Annotated in this window: 17 protein-coding genes; all 17 read left to right on the forward strand. The window is 70.5% G+C overall.

Annotation, left to right across the window (positions count from 1 at the left end; translation table 11 throughout):
* Nucleotides 1-90: 90 nt before the first annotated feature.
* The 17 genes from ACRX5S_RS33830 to ACRX5S_RS33910 all read left to right on the forward strand — a co-directional run bounded on the left by ACRX5S_RS33830 (nt 91) and on the right by ACRX5S_RS33910 (nt 20,701).
* Entirely contained in the window at nt 91-645 is a 555-nt protein-coding gene (locus ACRX5S_RS33830) for a NuoB/complex I 20 kDa subunit family protein (protein ID WP_358358382.1), read from the forward strand.
* On the forward strand, nt 642-1,442 hold the full coding sequence (locus tag ACRX5S_RS33835; RefSeq protein WP_436777021.1) for an NADH-quinone oxidoreductase subunit C: 801 nt from the start codon (nt 642-644) through the stop codon (nt 1,440-1,442). Before ACRX5S_RS33830 ends, ACRX5S_RS33835 begins: the two co-directional genes overlap by 4 nt.
* Complete coding sequence (gene nuoD, locus ACRX5S_RS33840; RefSeq protein ID WP_436777022.1) at nt 1,442-2,794, forward strand: NADH dehydrogenase (quinone) subunit D; 1,353 nt, start codon at nt 1,442-1,444, stop codon at nt 2,792-2,794. The genes ACRX5S_RS33835 and nuoD overlap by 1 nt, the downstream gene beginning before the upstream one ends.
* A complete protein-coding gene (gene nuoE, locus ACRX5S_RS33845; RefSeq protein WP_436777023.1) occupies nt 2,791-3,531 on the forward strand; it encodes an NADH-quinone oxidoreductase subunit NuoE in 741 nt (246 codons plus the stop codon). The genes nuoD and nuoE overlap by 4 nt, the downstream gene beginning before the upstream one ends.
* Nucleotides 3,532-3,536: 5 nt before the next feature.
* On the forward strand, nt 3,537-4,877 hold the full coding sequence (gene nuoF / locus ACRX5S_RS33850; RefSeq protein ID WP_436777024.1) for an NADH-quinone oxidoreductase subunit NuoF: 1,341 nt from the start codon (nt 3,537-3,539) through the stop codon (nt 4,875-4,877).
* Nucleotides 4,877-7,522 carry an NADH-quinone oxidoreductase subunit G gene (locus ACRX5S_RS33855; protein ID WP_436777025.1) on the forward strand — a complete coding sequence of 882 codons (2,646 nt, stop codon included), beginning with the start codon at nt 4,877-4,879 and terminating at the stop codon, nt 7,520-7,522. The genes nuoF and ACRX5S_RS33855 overlap by 1 nt, the downstream gene beginning before the upstream one ends.
* A complete protein-coding gene (nuoH, locus tag ACRX5S_RS33860; protein ID WP_436777026.1) occupies nt 7,522-8,961 on the forward strand; it encodes an NADH-quinone oxidoreductase subunit NuoH in 1,440 nt (479 codons plus the stop codon). Before ACRX5S_RS33855 ends, nuoH begins: the two co-directional genes overlap by 1 nt.
* A gap of 2 nt (nt 8,962-8,963) precedes the next feature.
* Nucleotides 8,964-9,563 (forward strand): NADH-quinone oxidoreductase subunit NuoI, encoded by a 600-nt coding sequence (nuoI, locus tag ACRX5S_RS33865; RefSeq protein ID WP_436777027.1) that lies wholly within the window; start codon nt 8,964-8,966, stop codon nt 9,561-9,563.
* 17 nt (nt 9,564-9,580) lie between these two features.
* Complete coding sequence (locus tag ACRX5S_RS33870) at nt 9,581-10,612, forward strand: NADH-quinone oxidoreductase subunit J (protein WP_436777062.1); 1,032 nt, start codon at nt 9,581-9,583, stop codon at nt 10,610-10,612.
* On the forward strand, nt 10,609-10,908 hold the full coding sequence (nuoK, locus tag ACRX5S_RS33875; RefSeq protein ID WP_358358405.1) for an NADH-quinone oxidoreductase subunit NuoK: 300 nt from the start codon (nt 10,609-10,611) through the stop codon (nt 10,906-10,908). The genes ACRX5S_RS33870 and nuoK overlap by 4 nt, the downstream gene beginning before the upstream one ends.
* Nucleotides 10,909-10,969: 61 nt before the next feature.
* Nucleotides 10,970-12,904, forward strand: coding sequence for an NADH-quinone oxidoreductase subunit L (nuoL, locus tag ACRX5S_RS33880; protein WP_436777063.1), 1,935 nt, complete (start codon nt 10,970-10,972; stop codon nt 12,902-12,904).
* 73 nt (nt 12,905-12,977) lie between these two features.
* Nucleotides 12,978-14,615, forward strand: coding sequence for an NADH-quinone oxidoreductase subunit M (locus tag ACRX5S_RS33885; RefSeq protein WP_436777028.1), 1,638 nt, complete (start codon nt 12,978-12,980; stop codon nt 14,613-14,615).
* On the forward strand, nt 14,612-16,168 hold the full coding sequence (gene nuoN / locus ACRX5S_RS33890; RefSeq protein WP_436777029.1) for an NADH-quinone oxidoreductase subunit NuoN: 1,557 nt from the start codon (nt 14,612-14,614) through the stop codon (nt 16,166-16,168). Before ACRX5S_RS33885 ends, nuoN begins: the two co-directional genes overlap by 4 nt.
* Nucleotides 16,169-16,211: 43 nt before the next feature.
* Entirely contained in the window at nt 16,212-17,210 is a 999-nt protein-coding gene (locus ACRX5S_RS33895) for a polyprenyl synthetase family protein (protein WP_436777030.1), read from the forward strand.
* A gap of 300 nt (nt 17,211-17,510) precedes the next feature.
* Nucleotides 17,511-17,870 carry a hypothetical protein gene (locus ACRX5S_RS33900; RefSeq protein WP_436777031.1) on the forward strand — a complete coding sequence of 120 codons (360 nt, stop codon included), beginning with the start codon at nt 17,511-17,513 and terminating at the stop codon, nt 17,868-17,870.
* Nucleotides 17,871-18,090: 220 nt separating this feature from the next.
* Nucleotides 18,091-19,296, forward strand: a complete 1,206-nt coding sequence (gene fabV / locus ACRX5S_RS33905; RefSeq protein ID WP_436777032.1) for an enoyl-[acyl-carrier-protein] reductase FabV — start codon at nt 18,091-18,093, stop codon at nt 19,294-19,296.
* A 199-nt stretch (nt 19,297-19,495) separates the two neighbouring features.
* Nucleotides 19,496-20,701 (forward strand): serine hydrolase domain-containing protein, encoded by a 1,206-nt coding sequence (locus tag ACRX5S_RS33910; RefSeq protein WP_436777033.1) that lies wholly within the window; start codon nt 19,496-19,498, stop codon nt 20,699-20,701.
* Nucleotides 20,702-20,838 lie beyond the last annotated feature (137 nt).

Below are 20,838 nucleotides of genomic sequence, written 5' to 3' on the forward strand. Positions count from 1 at the left end.
AGACCGACGACCCGCACGCCGCCACTGCCGCCGCAGAGGCAACTGACGCAGGGATCCAGGTGTTCCAGGTGATCCAGGAGAGGCCATCCGATGGGTATTGAGGAGAAGCTGCCCAGCGGCTTCCTGCTCAGCACGGTCGAAGATCTCGCCGGCTACTTCCGCAAGAGTTCGTTCTGGCCCGCCACGTTCGGTCTCGCGTGCTGCGCGATCGAGATGATGGCGACCGGCGCCGGGCGCTACGACCTCGCGCGGTTCGGCATGGAGGTCTTCCGCGCGTCCCCGCGCCAGGCCGACCTGATGATCGTCGCGGGCCGGGTGAGCCAGAAGATGGCTCCGGTGCTCCGCCAGATCTACGACCAGATGGCCGCGCCGAAGTGGGTGCTGTCGATGGGCGTGTGCGCGTCCTCCGGCGGCATGTTCAACAACTACGCGATCGTCCAGGGCGTCGACCACATCGTGCCGGTCGACATCTACCTGCCCGGCTGTCCGCCGCGCCCCGAGATGCTGATGGACGCCATCCTCAAGCTCCACGAGCAGGTGCAGCACATGCCCCTCGGCGTGAACCGCGAGCAGGCCGCGCGCGCCGCCGAGCAGGCCGCGCTGACGGCGGTGCCCACGATCGAGATGAAGGGGCTGCTGCGGTGAGCGACGCGACCGACTCCGGCAAGAACAACGGCAACAACGGCACCCCCGACAACAGCACCCCCGACAACGGCAACAACGCCGGGAACCCCGTTCCGGTTCCCCGCGGTTCCGGCGGCAACGACGTGCTGGACGTCCGGCACGGCATGTTCGGCGCGCGCGGCACCGGCGACACGTCCGGCTACGGCAAGCTCGTCCGCACCATCGCCCTCCCGGCCGCCGCGACCCGCCCCTACGGCGGCCCGCATGGCGGCGGCGAAGGAGAGTTCGACGTCGTCGCGGACGAACTGACCGGCGCGCTCGCCGAGTCCGGTGTCGAGTTCGACGACGTCATCGAGCGCGTCGTCGTCGACCGCGGCGAACTGACCCTGCACGTACGCCGCGACGGCCTCGTCAAGGTCGCCCTCACGCTGCGCGACGACCCTGCCCTCCGGTACGAATTGTGCACCGGCGTGAGCGGCGTGCACTATCCGACCGACGACGGCCGGGAGCTGCACGCCGTCTACCACCTGCGCTCGATCACCCACAACCGCCAGGTACGCCTGGAGGTCGCCGCCCCCGACGCGGACCCGCACGTGCCGTCGCTCGTGAAGGTGTACCCGACGCTCGACTGGCACGAGCGCGAGACGTACGACTTCTTCGGCATCGTCTTCGACGGGCACCCGGCGCTCACCCGCATCCTCATGCCGGACGACTGGCCCGGCCACCCGCAGCGGAAGGACTACCCGCTCGGCGGTGTGCCCGTCGAGTACAAGGGCGCCCAGATCCCGCCGCCCGACCAGCGGAGGTCGTACACCTGATGGCCGACACCACCCAGACGCAGCAGCAGTCCGCGGACGCCGCCGAGGCCAAGGCCCGGGAGACCACCGAGGGCCGGGTCTACACGGTCACCGGCTCCGACTGGGACGAGGTCGTGCAGGCGGCCGCCGACGCCGACGAGCGCATCGTCGTCAACATGGGCCCGCAGCACCCGTCCACGCACGGCGTGCTGCGGCTGATCCTGGAGATCGACGGCGAGTCCGTCACCGAGGCCCGCTGCGGCATCGGCTACCTGCACACCGGCATCGAGAAGAACCTCGAATACCGCTCCTGGACGCAGGGCGTCACCTTCGTGACGCGCATGGACTACCTGACGCCGCTGTTCAACGAGGCGGCGTACTGCCTCGGCGTCGAGAAGCTGCTCGGCATCACCGACCAGATCCCGGACCGCGCCAACGTCATCCGCGTGCTCCTCATGGAGCTCAACCGCATCTCGTCGCACATGGTGTGCCTGGCGACCGGCGGCATGGAGATCGGCGCGCTGACCGTCATGACGTTCGGGTTCCGCGACCGCGAACTGATCCTCGACGTCTTCGAGATGATCACCGGCCTGCGCATGAACCACGCGTACATCCGGCCGGGCGGTCTCGCGCAGGACCTGCCGCCGGGCGCGGTCGACAAGATCCGCGAGCTGGTCGACGTACTCCCGGGCCGCATCCGCGAGTACGAGATGCTGCTCAACGACAACCACATCTTCAAGGGCCGCACCGAGGGCATCGGCTACCTCGACCTGACCGGCTGCATGGCCCTCGGCGTCACCGGCCCGTGCCTGCGCTCCGCGGGCCTGCCGCACGACCTGCGCAAGTCGCAGCCGTACTTCGGGTACCAGAACTACGAGTTCGAGGTGCCGACCGAGACCACCTGCGACGCGTACGGCCGCTACCTGGTGCGCATCGCGGAGATGAAGGAATCGCTCAAGATCGTCGAGCAGTGCCTGGAGCGGCTGAAGCCGGGCCCGGTCATGGTCGAGGACAAGAAGATCGCGTGGCCCGCGCAGCTCGCCCTCGGCCCCGACGGCCTGGGCAACTCGCTCGACCACATCCGCACCATCATGGGCACCTCGATGGAGTCCCTCATCCACCACTTCAAGCTGGTGACCGAGGGCTTCCGGGTGCCCGCCGGCCAGGTGTACGCGGCCATCGAGTCGCCCAAGGGCGAACTCGGCGTGCACATCGTCAGCGACGGCGGCACCCGCCCCTACCGCGTCCACTACCGCGACCCCTCGTTCACGAACCTCCAGTCCATGGCCGCCATGTGCGAGGGCAGCCAGGTGGCGGACGTGATCGTCGCCGTCGCGAGCATCGACCCCGTCATGGGAGGTGTCGACCGATGACCGATCTGGGCATGCCCCGCCTGCCCGCGCCGGGCTATCCCGCCGACGTGCGCGCCCGGCTGGAGACCGACGCGCGGGAGATCATCGGCCGCTACCCGCAGTCGCGTTCGGCCCTCCTGCCGCTGCTGCACCTCGTGCAGTCCGAGGAGGGGTACGTCAGCCACTCGGGCATCGAGTTCTGCGCCGAGATGCTGGACCTCACCACCGCCGACGTCACCGGCGTGGCGACCTTCTACACCATGTACCGCCGCGAGAACGGCGGCGAGTTCCAGGTCGGGGTCTGCACCAACACGCTGTGCGCGGTTATGGGCGGCGACGAGATCTTCGCGACGCTCAAGGACCACCTCGGAGTGGGCAACAAGGGCACCACGCCGGACGGTTCGGTGACCCTGGAGCACATCGAGTGCAACGCGGCCTGCGACTACGCGCCCGTGATGATGGTCAACTGGGAGTTCTTCGACAACGTCACCCCGGCGTCCGCCAAGGACCTGGTCGACGAACTGCGCGCGGGCAAGCAGGTCACCCCGACCCGCGGCGCCCCGCTGTGCACCTTCCGCGAGACCTCGCGGATCCTCGCCGGATTCCCCGACCCGCGGCCCGAGGCCGTCGACCAGGGCGGCGCGGGCGGCGTGGCCAGCCTCGTCGGACTGCGCATCGCGAAGGGCCAGGACCCCGACGGACCCGCCGCCACCAACTCCGGTCCCGGCAACGGACCGACCACCGGGAAGGGGGCGTGACCGACATGAGCGCGACGACGGAAGGCGCCGACCCCGCGATCCTGACGCCCGTCCTGTCCGCACCCTGGGACGACGCGCAGCCCTGGCGGCTCGCGACGTACCTGCGCCACGACGGCTACCAGGGCCTGCGGAAGGCGCTCGGCAAGCACCAGGACGAGGTCATCCAGACCGTCAAGGACGCCGGCCTGCGCGGCCGCGGCGGCGCGGGCTTCCCCACCGGCATGAAGTGGGGCTTCATCCCGCAGGGCGACGGCAACCCGCACTACCTCGTGGTCAACGCCGACGAATCCGAGCCGGGGACCTGCAAGGACATCCCGCTCATGTACGCCAACCCGCACGTCCTCGTCGAGGGCATCGTCATCGCGGCGTACGCGATCCGCTCCAACCACGCCTTCATCTACCTGCGCGGCGAGGTCGTGCCGGTGCTGCGCCGCCTCCAGGAGGCGGTCCGGGAGGCGTACGAGGCGGGCTACCTCGGCAAGGACATCCTCGGCTCCGGCTTCGACCTGGAGCTCACCGTGCACGCGGGGGCCGGGGCGTACATCTGCGGCGAGGAGACCGCGCTCCTCGACTCGCTCGAAGGACGCCGCGGTCAGCCGCGTCTGCGCCCGCCGTTCCCCGCGGTCGCCGGCCTGTACGCGTCCCCGACGTGCGTCAACAACGTCGAGTCGATCGCCTCGGTGCCCGCGATCATGCACAAGGGCGTCGACTGGTTCCGCACCATGGGGTCGGAGAAGTCCCCGGGCTTCACGCTCTATTCGCTGTCCGGGCACGTCAAGCGCCCTGGCCAGTACGAGGCCCCGCTCGGCGTCACGCTGCGCCAACTCCTCGACCTCGCGGGCGGCGTGCGCGAGGGGCACCGTCTCAAGTTCTGGACCCCGGGCGGCTCGTCGACCCCGATGTTCACCGACGAACACCTCGACGTGCCGCTGGACTACGAGGGTGTGGGCGCCGCGGGCTCGATGCTCGGCACCAAGGCCCTCCAGATCTTCGACGACACGGTGTGCGTGGTCCGCGCGGTCCTGCGCTGGACCGAGTTCTACGCGCACGAGTCGTGCGGCAAGTGCACGCCGTGCCGCGAGGGCACGTACTGGCTCGTGCAGATCCTCGAACGCCTGGAGAAGGGTGAGGGGACCGAGGCCGACCTGGAGACGCTGCTCGACGTCGCCGACAACATCAACGGCAAGTCGTTCTGCGCACTGGGCGACGGCGCGGCGAGCCCGATCTTCTCGTCGCTCAAGTACTTCCGCGACGAGTACGTCGCCCACCTCGCCCAGCGCGGCTGTCCCTTCGACCCGGCGGCCTCGACGGTCTGGGCCTCCACCATGGCGGGAGCGCAAGCCTGATGACCGTTACCACCAACGCACCGGCGGGCGGCGCGCCCGCGCCCAAGCCGCAGGACCTGGTCACCATCACGGTGGACGGGATCGAGATCAGCGTGCCCAAGGGCACCCTGGTCATCCGGGCCGCCGAGCTGCTCGGCATCCAGATCCCGCGGTTCTGCGACCACCCGCTGCTCGACCCGGTCGGCGCCTGCCGCCAGTGCCTGGTCGAGGTCGAGGGACAGCGCAAGCCGCTCGCCTCCTGCACGACGACCGTGACCGACGGCATGGTGGTCCGCACCCAGATCAGCTCGCCGGTCGCGAAGAAGTCGCAGGACGGGGTGATGGAGCTGCTGCTCATCAACCACCCCCTGGACTGCCCGGTGTGCGACAAGGGCGGCGAGTGCCCGCTCCAGAACCAGGCGATGACGTCCGGGCGTTCGACCTCCCGCTTCGGCGAGGTCAAGCGCACGTACCCCAAGCCGCTGCCCATCTCCAGCGAGGTGCTGCTGGACCGCGAGCGGTGCGTGCTGTGCGCGCGCTGCACGCGCTTCTCGGAGCAGATCGCGGGCGACCCGTTCATCGCGCTGATCGAACGCGGTGCGCTGCAACAGGTCGGCATCTACGAGAAGCAGCCGTTCGAGTCGTACTTCTCCGGCAACACCATCCAGATCTGCCCGGTCGGCGCGCTGACCTCGGCCGCGTACCGGTTCCGGTCCCGGCCGTTCGACCTGGTGTCCACACCCACCGCGTGCGAGCACTGCGCGGCCGGGTGCTCGCTGCGCGCCGACCACCGGCGCGGCCGCGTCATGCGGCGCCTCGCGGGGGACGACCCCGAGGTCAACGAGGAGTGGAACTGCGACAAGGGCCGCTTCGCCTTCCGGTACGCGACGCTCGGCGACCGCATCACCTCGCCGATGCTGCGCGACACCGAGTCCGGCGAACTGCGGCCTGCGTCCTGGCCGGAGGCCCTGGCCGCGGCGGCCGAGGGGCTGAACGCGGCCCGCGAGCGCACCGGCGTGCTGGTCGGCGGCCGGTCCACCGTCGAGGACGCCTACGCGTACGCCAAGTTCGCGCGCGTCGCGCTCGGCACCAACGACATCGACTTCCGGGCCCGCGAACACTCCACCGAGGAGGCCGAGTTCCTGGCGTCCGAGGTCGCCGGGACGGGCATGGGCGTCACCTACGCCGACCTGGAGCGCGCCCCCGTCGTGCTGCTCGCCGGGTTCGAGCCCGAGGACGAGTCGCCGATCGTCTTCCTGCGGCTGCGCAAGGCGGCCCGCAAGGGCCCCCTCAAGGTCTTCTCGATCGCGCCGTTCGCCAGCGCGGGCCTGGTCCGCATGAACGGCGCGCTGCTGCGGGCCGCCCCGGGCAGCGAGACGGACTGGCTGACCGCCCTGGCCACCCGGTCCGGCCTCGACGCCCTCGGCGGCGACGCGGCCGACCTGCTGCGCGAGAACGGCGCGGTGGTCATGCTCGGCGAACGCCTCGCGGGCATCCCGGGGGCGCTCACCGCGGCCCTGGCGCTCGCCGAGGCCACCGGGGCGCGCCTGGCCTGGGTGCCGCGCCGGGCCGGCGAGCGCGGCGCGCTGGAGGCCGGGGCGCTCTACAGCCTGCTGCCGGGCGGTCGCCCGGTCAGCGACCCGGAGGCGCGCGCCGAGGTGGCCGCCGCCTGGCGCGCCCCCGAACTGCCCGGCGGCTACGGCCTGGACACCGCGGCGATCCTGCGCGCGGCCCGCGACGGCAAGCTCGCCGCGCTCGTGGTCGGCGGCGTCGAGCCGGCCGACCTGCCGGACCCGGCGGGCGCGCTGGCCGCGCTGGAGGCCGCGCAGTTCGTGGTGAGCCTGGAGATCCGGCACAGCGAGGTCACCGAGCGCGCGGACGTCGTCTTCCCGGTCGCCGCGGCGGCCGAGAAGCCCGGCACCTTCCTCGACTGGGAGGGCCGCGAGCGGCCGTTCGCCTCGGTACTCAAGCACGACCAGGTCACCGGGGACTCCGGGACGGTCATGCCCGACCTGCGCGTCCTGCACGCGATCGCGGACGAGATGGACCACCCCCTCGGCCTGCCCGACGTCACCTCGGCCCGGCGCGAACTGCGCGGCCTGGGCGGCTGGGCCGGCGAGCGCGCCGCGGGACCCGAGCCCCGCGAGCGCCGCGTCGCCGCGACGCCGGGTCCGGGCGAGGCGGTTCTCGCGTCCTGGCGCCTGCTGCTCGACGAAGGCCGGGGCCAGGACGGCGAATCGGCGCTGGCCGGCACCCGCCGCCGCCCGGTCGTCCGGCTCAGCGCCGCCACCGCGGCCGAGATCGGTGCCGCGGACGGCGGCGAGGTGACGGTGTCCACCGGCCACGGCGGCGAGATCACGCTGCCGCTCGTGGTGTCCGAGATGGCCGACCGCGTGGTGTGGCTCCCGGCGAACTCACCGGGTTCCGAGGTGCGCCGCACGCTGTCGGTCAACCCGGGCGAGGTGGTCCGGCTCAAGGCCGCGGTGCTGCCGCAGCAGCGGGCCTCCGACGGAGCGGCCGCCGAGGCCGCGTCCGGACCGGACGGCCGCGGCGTCGCGGGGCCGGCCAACGGCACCGGCGTCAACGGCGTCCGGGCCCGGCCCGCCGACGCCGCGTCGGACCAGCCGCGGTCGGACGAGCTTCCCGGTGAGGGTGAGGAGAGCTGATGGGCCCGCAACTGAGCGCCGGGCTGACGTCCCTGGACGGACCGGCCACCGCCGCGGGTGTGCAACTCGCGGCCGATCCGGTGGGATTTACATCCGACCCGTGGTGGCTGATCCTGTTCAAGGCCGTGCTGGTCTTCGCGTTCTGCGTCGTCATGACGCTCTTCGCCATCTGGTGGGAGCGCAAGGTCGTGGCGTGGATGCAGATGCGCATCGGCCCCAAGCACGTCGGCCCGCAGGGCCTGCTCCAGTCCCTCGCGGACGGCGTCAAGCTGGCCTTCAAGGAAGACATCATCGTCAAGGCCGCCGACCGGCCGGTCTACATCCTGGCGCCGGTCGTCGCGATGGTCCCCGCGTTCATGGCGTTCGCGGTGATCCCGATGGGCGGCCAGGTGTCGATGTTCGGACACCAGACGCACCTCCAGATGACCGATCTGCCGGTCGGCGTCCTCTACATCCTGGCCACCGCGTCGGTCGGCATCTACGGGATCGTGCTCGCGGGCTGGTCGTCCGGGTCGACGTACCCGCTGCTGGGCTCGCTGCGCAGCACCGCGCAGATGATCTCGTACGAGGTCGCGATGGGCCTGTCCTTCGCGGGCGTGTTCCTCTACGCGGGCTCGATGTCGACGTCCGAGATCGTCAGTTCGCAGACCGACACCTGGTACGCGGTGCTCCTGCCGGTGTCGTTCATCATCTACGTCATCGCCATGGTCGGCGAGACCAACCGCGCGCCGTTCGACCTCCCGGAGGCCGAGGGCGAGCTGGTCGGCGGCTTCCACACCGAGTACTCGTCGCTGAAGTTCGCGCTGTTCTTCCTGGCCGAGTACGTCAACATGGTCGTCGTCTCGTCGCTCGCCACCACGTTGTTCCTCGGCGGCTACCGGGCGCCCTGGCCGATCTCCGCCGTCTGGGACGGCGCGAACAGCGGCTGGTGGACGCTGCTCTGGTACTTCCTCAAGGTCCAGCTCTTCCTGTTCGTCTTCATCTGGCTGCGCGGCACGCTGCCACGCCTGCGCTACGACCAGTTCATGAAGCTCGGCTGGAAGGTCCTCATCCCGACCTCGCTGGCCTGGCTGCTACTGGTCGCCACGGTGCGGGCGCTGAAGAACGAGGGCTACGACTACCGCAACATCGTGCTCGGCATCGCCGGGGCGATCATCGTGGTGCTCGTGCTCTCGGTGGTGTGGGACATGCTGCGCGGGGCCGAGGACGACGACGGCGGGGACGAGCCTCTGCCCGGCACACCGGGGGCGAAGGAGCCCTTCGATCCGATGGCGGGCGGATTCCCCGTACCGCCCTTGCCGGGGCAGGAGTTGCCGCCCGTGCCGCGCCGCAACGTGCGGCGCACCGAACCGGTGGGCGCGGCCGTCGGGCCGGGGTCGTCCGGTCCGGCCGAACCGGGCCCCGCTGACCCGACCGACACGACGGACAGGGAGGTGTGACCGTGGGCAACTTCCTGGGACCCGTGGCGGGCTTCGGCGTCACCTTCGCGACGATGTTCAAGAAGGCGAACACCGAGTTCTACCCGTTCGAGAAGAAGCCGACGGCGCCGCGCTACCACGGGCGGCACCAGCTCAACCGGCACCCGGACGGCCTGGAGAAGTGCGTCGGCTGCGAGCTGTGCGCGTGGGCCTGTCCGGCGGACGCGATCTACGTCGAGGGCGCCGACAACACCGAGGAGGGGCGCTTCTCGCCGGGCGAACGCTACGGCCGCGTCTACCAGATCAACTATCTGCGCTGCATCTTCTGCGGCCTGTGCATCGAGGCGTGCCCCACGCGCGCCCTCACGATGACGAACGAGTACGAGTTGGCGGACACCACCCGCGCGAGCCTGATCTTCACCAAGGAGCAGTTGCTCGCGCCGCTGCACGAGGGCATGGTCGCCCCGCCGCACGAGATGTACCCGGGCATGGAGGAGCGCGACTACTACCTGGGCAAGGTCACCGAGGCCGCGCCCGGCACGGTCACGCAGGACGCCGGGTCGGACGACGACGGGCCTTCCGGTGAGGCGGCGTCCGACGGGCACGAAGCGGGTGTGCGATGAGCATGGCCACTGACGGGATGTCCGGGGGCGTGGTCCTCGCGGAACAACTGACCCGCACGTCGACCGGCGAGGCGGTGCAGTTCTGGATCCTCGGGGCGATCGCCCTGATCGGTGCGCTCGGCACGGTCTTCATGAAGAAGGCCGTGCACAGCGCGCTCATGCTGGCCTCGACGATGCTGTGCCTGGCGCTGTTCTACATGGCGCAGGGCGCGGTCTTCCTCGGCGTCGTGCAGATCGTCGTCTACACCGGCGCGATCATGATGCTGTTCCTCTTCGTGCTGATGCTGGTCGGCGTCTCGTCCGCCGACTCGCTCAAGGAGACGCTGCGCGGCCAGCGCGTCGCGGCGGTGCTCGCGGGCCTCGGCTTCGGGATCCTGCTGGTCGCGGGAATCGCCAACGCCTCGCTCGGGAACTTCGCGGGCTACGGCGGCGGTACCTCGCCGTCCGGGGCCGCGCCGCCCGACACCACGACGCAGGCCGCGATGGACCAGAGCAACGTCAACGGCCTCGCGCACCTGATCTTCACCAAGTACGTCTGGGCGTTCGAGATCACCAGCGCGCTGCTCATCACCGCCGCGCTCGGCGCGATGGTGCTCGCGCACCGCGAGCGCCTCAAGCCGCGCAAGACGCAGCGGGAGCTGTCGGAGGAGCGCGTGCGCGACAACGTCAACCTGGCGCCGATGCCGGCCCCGGGCGTGTACGCGCGGCACAACGCGGTGGACATCCCCGCGCTGCTGCCGGACGGCTCGGTCTCCGAGCTGTCGGTCAACGCGACGCTGCGGGCCCGCGGCCAGGTGCGCGACGTGAGCCGCGAACCGGTGCACCGGGTGGCGGAGTTGGAGGAGAGCGCCGAAGTGTGGATGGAGCAGCGCGGCGAGGTGCCGCCGGCCCGCCACGAGGACGAGGAGGGCGCGTCCGGCGCCGCCGGACCCGACGCGGGCTCCGGCGACGGCGGGCCCGAAGCGGCGCCCGAGGACCCTGACGCGGCCGGGACCACCCACGGCGACTCGGTCGCGGCCGGCGCAGGATCGAAGGAGTCGCGCTCATGAACCCGGCGAACTACCTGTACCTGTCGGCGCTGCTGTTCACCATCGGCGCCGCCGGGGTGCTGCTGCGCCGCAACGCGATCGTGGTGTTCATGTGCGTGGAGCTCATGCTCAACGCCACGAACCTGGCGTTCGTGACGTTCGCGCGGATGCACGGCAACTACGACGGCCAGATCATCGCGTTCTTCACGATGGTCGTCGCGGCCGCCGAGGTGGTGGTCGGCCTGTCGATCATCATCGCCATCTTCCGCGCCCGCCGTACGGCCTCGGTCGACGACGCCAACCTGATGAAGTGGTAGGGGACTGGTGACGCAAAACTCGGTTTCCTCGACGCTGTTGGCCTCCGAGGGGGGCGGCGGCATGCACTCGGTCGCGGCGAGCGGGGTCTTCTCGGCGACGTGGCTGGTGATCGCGCTGCCGCTGCTCGGCGCGGCGGTGCTGCTGCTGTGCGGCAAGCGCGGCAACAGGCTCGGGCACTGGCTCGGCACGCTCCTCGCGCTCGGCTCGTTCGCGGTCGGCGTCGCGCTGTTCGCGGCGATGCTCGGCAAGGACGGCGCCGAGCGGTCGATCGACCAGCACCTGTGGAACTGGGTGCCGGCCGCGGACTTCCAGGCCGAGGTCGGACTGCACCTCGACCAGTTGTCGATGGTCTTCGTGCTGCTGATCACCGGTGTGGGCTCGCTGATCCACATCTACTCGATCGGCTACATGGCGGAGGACCCGGACCGGCGCCGGTTCTTCGCGTACCTGAACCTGTTCCTGGCGTCCATGCTGCTGCTGGTGCTGGCGAACAACTACCTGCTGCTGTACGTCGGGTGGGAGGGTGTCGGCCTCGCGTCGTACCTGCTCATCGGGTTCTGGCAGCACAAGCCGTCGGCGGCGACCGCGGCCAAGAAGGCGTTCATCATGAACCGCGTCGGCGACTTCGGTCTGGCCGTCGCGATCTTCCTGATGTTCACCACCTTCGGCACCTTCGCGTTCGACGACGTGCTCGGCGGCTCGGCCGAGGCTTCCGACGGCACGATGACCGCGATCGGCCTCATGCTGCTGCTCGCGGCGTGCGGCAAGTCGGCGCAGTTCCCGCTGCAAGCCTGGCTCGGCGACGCGATGGAGGGCCCGACCCCGGTCTCCGCACTGATCCACGCGGCGACGATGGTGACCGCGGGCGTGTACCTGATCACCAGGTCCGCGGAGATCTTCAACGCCTCGCCGGACGCGCAGCTGGTGGTGACCATCGTCGGTGCCGTCACGGTGCTGTTCGGGGCGATCGTCGGCTGTGCGAAGGACGACATCAAGAAGGCCCTCGCGGCGTCCACGATGTCGCAGATCGGCTACATGATCCTGGCCGCGGGCCTGGGCCCGATCGGGTACGCGTTCGCCATCATGCACCTGGTGACGCACGGCTTCTTCAAGGCCGGGCTGTTCCTCGGGGCCGGGTCGGTCATGCACGGCATGAACGACGAGGTCGACATGCGGCGGTACGGCGGGCTCCGCAAGTACATGCCGGTGACTTTCGTGACCTTCGGGCTCGGATATCTGGCCATCATCGGGTTTCCGCTGCTGTCCGGATTCTTCTCCAAGGACAAGATCATCGAGGCGGCCTTCGCGAAGGGCGGCACCTCCGGGTACATCCTGGGCTCGGTGACGCTGGTGGCGGCGGCGCTGACCGCGTACTACATGACGCGCGTGATGCTCATGACCTTCTTCGGCCGCGAACGGTGGAAGGAGGCACCGGTCGGCGCGCCCGCGGAGTGGCACGAGCCGCACCCGCACGAGTCCCCGGCGTCGATGACGGTGCCGATGATCGTGCTGGCGTTCGGCTCGGTGTTCGCGGGCGGGCTGTTCGTCCTGAACGACGCGTTCGTGAACTGGCTGACCCCGGTGACCGGCTTCGACCACGGCGAACTGCCGTTCAGCGTCTGGGTGGTGACCGGCATGGCCACCGCGATGGTGGCGCTCGGCGTGCTGGTGGCGTACGTGCAGTACGCCCGCCGCGAGGTCCCGGCCGTCGCGCCGCACGGCTCCCTGGTCACCGTGGCCGCGCGCAAGGACCTCTACCAGGACTCCATCAACGAGGGCCTGGTCATGCGGCCCGGGCAGTACCTCACCCGGCTGCTGGTCTGGCTGGACGGCAAGGGCATCGACGGATTCGTCGGCGGCCTGGCGGCGTTCATCGGCGGCACCTCGGCGCGGGTGCGCAAGGTGCAGACCGGTTTCGCCCGTTCGTACGCGCTGTCGATGTTCGGCGGCACGGCCGTCGTCGTGGCGGCGACCCTGATGGCGAGGATGGCGTGATGGCCGGCCCCGACTCCACACGCGCTGCCACCAATCGGGCTGTCACCACAGCGGCCATGGCGGAGGGATTGCGATGAACGGCCACTTCCCCTGGCTGACGGTCATGGCCGCGCTGCCGTTCGCCGGCGGCCTGCTGGTCGCGGCGCTGCCGGCGGGCAAGCGCCTGCTCGCCAAGAACGTCGCCCTGGCGGTCACCCTCGCCGAACTGGTGCTGGCGGTCATCGTCACGGTGAAGTTCTCGCCGGACGGCGACCGCTACCAGATGACCGAAAGCTACTCCTGGATCAAGTCGTTCGGCGTGCACTGGGCGCTGGGCGTGGACGGCATCGGCGTCGTCCTGATCCTGCTCACCGCGGTGCTCATGCCGATCCTGGTGCTGGCGTCCTGGCACGACGCGGACACGCCGCAGGTCCGCATGGACGGAACGGCGGGGGAGAAGGCGGCGCCGCGCTCGACGCACGCGTTCTTCGCGCTGATGCTCATGGTCGAGGCGATGGTGGTGGTGTCCTTCGCGGCCACCGACATCTTCGTCTTCTACATCTTCTTCGAGGCCATGCTCATCCCGATGTACTTCCTCATCGGCGGCTTCGGAGGCGCGCAACGCTCGTACGCCGCGGTCAAGTTCCTGCTCTACAACCTGCTCGGCGGCCTGGTGATGCTGGCCGCGGTCGTCGCGCTGTACGTGGTGACCGCCAACCAGGACATCGGCGGCGCGGGCCAGGGCACGTTCGACCTGATCCGCGTCTCGCAGGCGGTCGCGTCGGGTGAGCTGGACATCAACCCGGCGGCCGAGAAGGCGATGTTCCTCGGCTTCATGTTCGCCTTCGCGATCAAGGCGCCGCTGTGGCCGTTCCACACCTGGCTGCCGGACACCATGACCGAGGCCACCCCGGGCGTCGCGGTGCTGGTGACGGCGATGGTCGACAAGGTCGGCACGTTCGCGATGCTGCGGTTCTGCCTGGAGCTGTTCCCGAACGCGTCCAAGACGTTCGCGCCGCTGGTGGTGACACTCGCGGTGATCGGGATCATCTACGGGGCGCTGCTCGCGGTGGGGCAGACCGATATCAAGCGCCTCATCGCGTACACCTCGATCTCGCACTTCGGCTTCATCATCATGGGCATCTTCGCGATGACCACGCAGGGCCACTCGGGTGCCACGCTCTACATGATCAACCACGGGTTCTCGACGGCGGCGCTGCTGCTGATCGCGGGCTTCCTGATCACCCGGCGCGGCAGCAAGACGATCGCCGACTTCGGCGGGGTGCAGAAAGTCGCGCCGGTGCTGGCCGGCACGTTCCTGGTGGCCGGCCTCGCGACCCTGTCGCTGCCCGGACTCGCCCCGTTCGTCAGTGAGTTCCTGGTGCTGATCGGCACGTTCTCGCGCTACGAGGTGGCCGGCGTCTTCGCGACGGTCGGCATCATCCTGGCCGCGCTGTACGTCCTGGTGCTCTACCAGCGCACCATGACCGGGCCGGTCAAGGCGGGCGTGGAGAAGATCAAGGACCTGAACGTCCGCGAGATGGTCGTGGTCGCGCCGCTGATCGCGCTGCTGCTGGTGCTGGGCGTGTACCCGAAGCCGATCCTCGACGTCGTCAACCCGGCGGTCGAGGACACCATCACCCAGGTCGAGCAGAAGGACCCCAAGCCGACCGATCCGATCGTGCCGACAGAGCAGCAACTGGCGGCCGACACCCACGGAGGCAACAAGTGAGCGCGGGTCTGCAACTCGCCGCCACCGTCGACGCGCCCAAGATCGAGTACGGCGAACTCTCGCCGATGCTCATCGTCTTCGGCATCGCGGTCGTGGGCGTGCTCGTCGAGGCGTTCGTACCGCGCAAGGCGCGGTACGCCACCCATCTGGTCCTGTCGCTGGGCGGCATGGCCGCGGCGTTCGCGTGCGTCGTCGCGCTGGCCGGCGAGCAGGAGGTGGCGGCGGTCGGTGCGGTGGCCGTCGACGGCCCGTCCCTGTTCCTCCAGGGCACGCTGCTGCTGCTCGGCATCGTGTCGGTGATGCTGATCGCGGAACGCCGCCTGGAGCCGGGCGGCGACGCCTTCGCCCCGCAGGCCGCGGCGGCGCCGGGCAGCGCGCAGGAGAAGGAGGCGACGGCGGCCGGCCTGCACCAGACCGAGGTCTTCCCGCTGACGATGTTCGCGCTGGGCGGGATGCTGCTGTTCCCGGCGTCCAACGACCTGCTGACGATGTTCATCGCCCTTGAGGTCATGTCGCTGCCGCTGTACCTGCTGTGCGGGCTCGCCCGGCGGCGCCGCATGCTGTCGCAGGAGGCGGCGCTCAAGTACTTCCTGCTCGGCGCGTTCTCCTCGGCCTTCTTCCTGTTCGGCGTCGCGCTGCTGTACGGCTACTCGGGCAGCCTGCGGCTGGACCGGATCGCGGTGGCGACCGGCGGCGCGATGGACAACGACGCGCTGCTGCTGATCGGCATGGCGATGATCGCGGTCGGCCTGCTGTTCAAGGTCGGCGCGGTGCCGTTCCACTCCTGGACGCCGGACGTCTACCAGGGCGCGCCGACGCCGATCACCGGGTTCATGGCGGCCGCCACCAAGGTCGCCGCCTTCGGCGCGCTGCTGCGGTTCTTCTACGTCGCGCTGCCGGGCATGAAGTGGGACTGGCGACCGGTCATGATCGGCGTCGCGATCGTCACGATGGTGGCGGGCGCGGTCATCGCGATCACCCAGACCGACGTGAAGCGCATGCTGGCGTATTCCTCGATCGCGCACGCCGGGTTCATCCTGACCGGCATGATCGCGGCGAACGAGGCCGGCGCGTCGTCCACGCTGTTCTACCTCGTGTCGTACGGATTCGTCACTCTCGGTGCATTCGCGGTGGTCACCCTGGTCCGCGACGCCGGTGGCGAGGCGACCCATTTGTCGCGGTGGGCCGGTCTCGGCCGCCGTTCCCCGCTGGTCGCCGCGGTCTTCGCGGTGTTCCTCCTGGCCTTCGCGGGCATCCCGTTGACCAGCGGTTTCACCGGGAAGTTCGCGGTGTTCCAGGCGGCCGCCGATGGCGGAGCCGGATCGCTTGTGATCGTGGGCGTGCTCTGTTCTGCCATCGCCGCGTTCTTCTATGTCCGGGTCATCGTGCTGATGTTCTTCTCGGAGCCGCGCGCGGACGGGCCGACCGTGGTCGTGCCGAGTGTCCTGACCACCGCTGCCATCGCGTTGGGGGTAGCGGTTACGGTGGTCCTTGGCATCCTGCCGCAGCCGGTCCTGGACCTCGCGGACAAGGCCGCCCTGTTCGTCCATTAGCAGCAGCGCAGACACACTGCGCGACCATGAGGAGAGCACCGGCATGACGATCGTGGGGCCCTTCGGGCTGAGCGTCCATGACGGTGAACTCGATGCGGAGATCCGCGCCGGGATGGCGGCGGTGGAGCAGGAGCTCCTCGCCGCCACCAAGAGCGAGTTCCCGTACCTCACCCAGACGTCGCGGCACCTGGTCGAGGCGGGCGGCAAGCGCTTCCGCCCGCTCCTCACCCTTTTGGCGGCCCAGTTCGGCGACCCGCAGGCACCCGGCGTCGTCCCGGCCGCCGTGGTCTGCGAGCTGACCCACCTCGCGACGCTCTACCACGACGACGTCATGGACGAGGCTGCCCTGCGGCGCGGCGCACCGAGCGCGAACGCCCGGTGGGACAACTCGGTCGCCATCCTCACCGGCGACTTCCTGTTCGCCAAGGCGTCCGAGATCGTCGCCGACCTGGGAGACGAGGCGGTCCGTATCCAGGCCCGCGCGTTCGCCCGCCTGGTCACCGGCCAGATCCGCGAGACCGTCGGCCCCAATCCGGGCGACGACCCGGTGCAGCACTACCTGTCGGTCATCGCCGACAAGACCGGCTCGCTGATCGCCACGTCCGGCCAGTTCGGCGCGATGTTCGCGGGGGCCGACGAGCAGGTCGTGGAGATCCTGACCCGGTACGGCGAGCGCATCGGCGTGGCGTTCCAACTCGCGGACGACGTCCTCGACATCGCCAGCGACTCCACCGAGTCCGGCAAGACCCCCGGCACGGACCTGCGCGAGGGCGTCCCGACCCTCCCCGTCCTGCACCTGCGCGCCGCCGCCCAGCCCGAGGACGCGCACCTCCTGGACCTCCTGTCGGCCCCGCTCGTGGACGACGACCGCCACGCCGAGGCGCTGACCCTGCTGCGGGCCCACCCGGCCCTGGAGAAGGCCCGCGCGGACACCCGCCGCTACGCCGAAGAGGCCCGGGAGGTCCTCGTCCCCCTCCCGGAGACACCGGCCAAGACCGCGCTGTCGTCCCTCTGCGAACTCGTCGTCGAGCGGAGCTGCTGACCGTCCCGAAACGGTTCTGCGCCCCCGACCCCACCGCGACACGCCCAACCGCAAAATCCCTTTTGATTACTCCCCGCCCCCGGTCGGCCACCGACGTTGCGACGCGCCCGACAACCACCGCGGATGAACTCGTCGTGAGCGGGCTCAGTTGCGGGGGCTGCGACCGTGGGGGACGCCGCTGAGTCCCTGCTAGGCGGGCAACTGTTCGTTGTCTTCTGGCGAGGCGCTGAGTGCGTTTGCGTGCAGGGGTGAGTACGAGCGCGGATATCGACCGACGCGCGCCGCGGGGATTCTCGATGCATGACTTCCACCTTGCCCGTGGGGACCTTGCCGGACCGTTGGATCGACGAGGGCGAACGCCGCGACTGGACCACTGTGTTCGCGGTCCTGTTCGTGCTCGCCGTCGGCTTGGTGACCAGTGCTTGGCCCGTCCTCCTCATGCTGTTGAGCATGGTGCCCCCCGACTCGTGTGACCCGGGCTCCTGCGGCGGCGGGGTGACCGGCATGACGGTTGTCCTCGCCGCGGGACTTCTCGCCGAACTCGGCCTGTTCGTCGCCACCACGCTGCTCTCGCGTCGTCGGCAGCGCGCGATGCGCTGGATGTGCGCCGTTGCCGCACCCGTCATGCCGTTGATCGGTCTCGCCGCGCTGTTCGCCTAGCGCTGCGACCGGGAGGTCGGGAACCGGTGAGCCTTCCCGGCCACGACCCCGGGCGGGACCGTGTGTGCGACCGCTCCAAAAACGGGGGTCGATCGTTGTGCCGGGCGAGATCAGTGCCCGGGCGTGCTTTGCCGACGATATGGACAGGGCGGTGCCGGGGCGCGAAGCGCCGGACCACCCACGGTCAGCGTCAGCAGCACGAGGCGAAGGGTCCTTCCCGATGAGCGAGCGCGTCATCACCCCGGTCAACCGCGGCTTCCTGTTCCTGGACGCGCATCCCGCCGGATGCCGCGCGACGGTCGAGCGCATGTGGGATTCGGTGTCCCCGGCGCCGCGCGCCGCGGTCGGGGCGGGGGAGGCCCCGACCGCGCTGGTCATCGGGTCCTCCGCCGGGTACGGCCTCGCCGCGACCGTCGCCGGGCTGGCGCGCCACGGCGTCCGCGGCGTCGGGGTGTGCCTGGAGAAGGCGCCGGGACGGCGTACCGGCACCGCCGGGTGGTACCGGACCGCCGCGACCGCCGATCTGGCGGCGGCGGCCGGGCGGGACTTCGCGTTCGTCAACGGCGACGCGTTCGCGGACGAGGTCAAGGGGCAGGTCGCGGCGCTGCTCGCGGAGCGCTACGGCAAGGTCGACTACCTGGTGTACTCCGTGGCCGCGCCGCGGCGCACCGACCCGGAGACCGGGGTCACACACACGTCGGTCCTCAAGCCGCTGGGCGGGCCGCACACCACCAAGACCCTTGTGTTCGAGGGCGACCAGGCCCAGGTCAGGACGGTCGCCACCGATCCCGCGAGCGCCGCCGACACCGCGCACACCGTCGCCGTCATGGGCGGCGCGGACTGGCGCCGGTGGATCGACCACCTCACCGACGCCGACCTCCTCGCGGACGGCTTCACGACTGCCGCTCTGACCTACATCGGGTCGCCGCTGACGGCCGGCATCTACCGCAACGGCACGATCGGCGCGGCGAAGGCCGATCTGGAGGCCACCGCACGGGACCTGGACAGCCTGCTCGCGCAGCGGCTCGGCGGTCGCGCGGTGACCTCGGTCAACGCCGCGGCGGTCACGCAGTCGTCCACCGCCATCCCCGGGATCGCGCTGTACGTCGGCCTGCTGCGCGGCGTCCTCGGCGACGCCATGGTCTCGCCGACCGCGCAATTGACCGAGCTGTGGGACCAGTTGACCGGCACCGCCGAACTGGTCACCGACGACGAGGGCCGGGTCCGCCTCGACCGCTGGGAGCTGGACACTTCGGTCCAGGACGCCGTCGCCGCACGCTGGCACGACGCCACCGACGAGACCGTCCCCGAACTGGCCGACCTGGACTGGTTCATCGCCGAAGTCCGCCGCCTGTACGGCTTCGACGTCCCGGGAATCGACTACACCGCTCCGACCGAGCCCGACATCCCCTGGCCTGCCCTCTGAGACACGGTGTCCGGCGGTCTTGCGGACGCCCGTGCGACGCCTCCGCAACCGGGTTGACCTGCCGATCACCGCCCGCGTATCAGGGCGATCCCTGATGAGGCCAACCCCACCGACAAGCGGGTGACAGTGCCATGTTCGTGCTCCGCCGAAGCGCGTTGACTCGGATTCGACACAGTCAACGCAGAGTTCGGGGAACGTCGTGATCACACACACTCGCGCCCGCGCGCGCCGCACCACCATCACCCTGGCCGCCTTGGGCGTCGTCCTGACCACCGCCGTACCCCTCGCGGTCGCAGACGGGACCGGGACGGCGTCCGCGGCGGCCAAGCCGCCGAAGTACGGCAGTGCCGATCTGCGCCGCGACATCCAGGCGGTGCGGGACGCCGTCGGCGGCGAGGTCAACATCGTCGCGCGCGTCGACGGCGCCGACGGGACGGTACGCGCGGCCGTCGGGCCCGAACGGGGTCTGCCGGCCAACCCGTACTTCCGCATCGCCAGTACGACCAAAACGTATCTCGCGGTCGTCGTGATGCAACTGGCGTCGGAGGGACGGCTTCCGCTCGACGACACCGTCGAACGGTGGCTGCCGGGCGTGGTGTCCGGCAACGGGAACGACGGGACCCGCATCACCGTACGGCACCTTCTCGGGCACACCAGCGGGCTGTTCGACTACATGCGCGACCCGGGCGTCCGGCAGCGCCTCATGGTGGACTTCGAGGCGAACCGCCACGACACGACGCCTCCCGCGGAGCTGGTCTCGGTCGCGATGTCCCACCCGCCCGCGTTCACCCCCGGGCAGGCCGAGGACGGCAGCGGGGTGAAGTGGGGCTACTCGAACACCGACTACCTGCTGGCCGCGATGATCGCCGAGCGCGCGTCCGGCGCGACGTGGCGCGAGCTGATCGAGGCGCGGGTCATCGCGCCGCTCGGCCTGCGCGACACGTCCATCCCCGGCATGAACCCGTTCCTGCCCACGCCGCACGTGGCCATCACCATGACGATGCCGGACGGCAAAACGCACGACCTCACCGAGCACTCCATCCAGCACACGGCGGACTCCGGCGTCGTCTCCACACCTGCGGACGTGAACAGGTTCTTCCAGGCCCTGGCGGCCGGACGCCTGCTGCCCGCCGAGCAGTGGGAGCAGATGCGGGCGACGCCTCCGGGGGCCAACGGCCACGGCCTCGGCGTGCAGAGCGTCGCACTGTCGTGCGGGGGGACGTACTACACCCACATGGGAGACGGTCTCGGCGCGGCGAGTCGGCTGGGGGTCACCGCCGACGGCACGCGTGCCGTCTCCCTCTCGGTCACCGCGGCGGGTGGGGACCGCCCGGACACGGGCAAGCTGAACGCCGCCGCGGCGACGGCGATCGATCGTGCCTTGTGTGCGGGCGCGCTGCGATGAACGGACGCGGCGCCCGACGGCGTTAACGGCAACGGCAACGGAAACGGCAACGGAAACGGCAACGGAAACGGGCACGGCCACGGCCACAGGAACGCGGCGGGGCGTACGCGACGAGGGCCGCCCGCCCGGGGTGCTCC

The sequence above is a fragment of the Yinghuangia sp. YIM S09857 genome (genome assembly GCF_051388915.1).
Taxonomy (GTDB): Bacteria; Actinomycetota; Actinomycetes; order Streptomycetales; family Streptomycetaceae; genus Yinghuangia.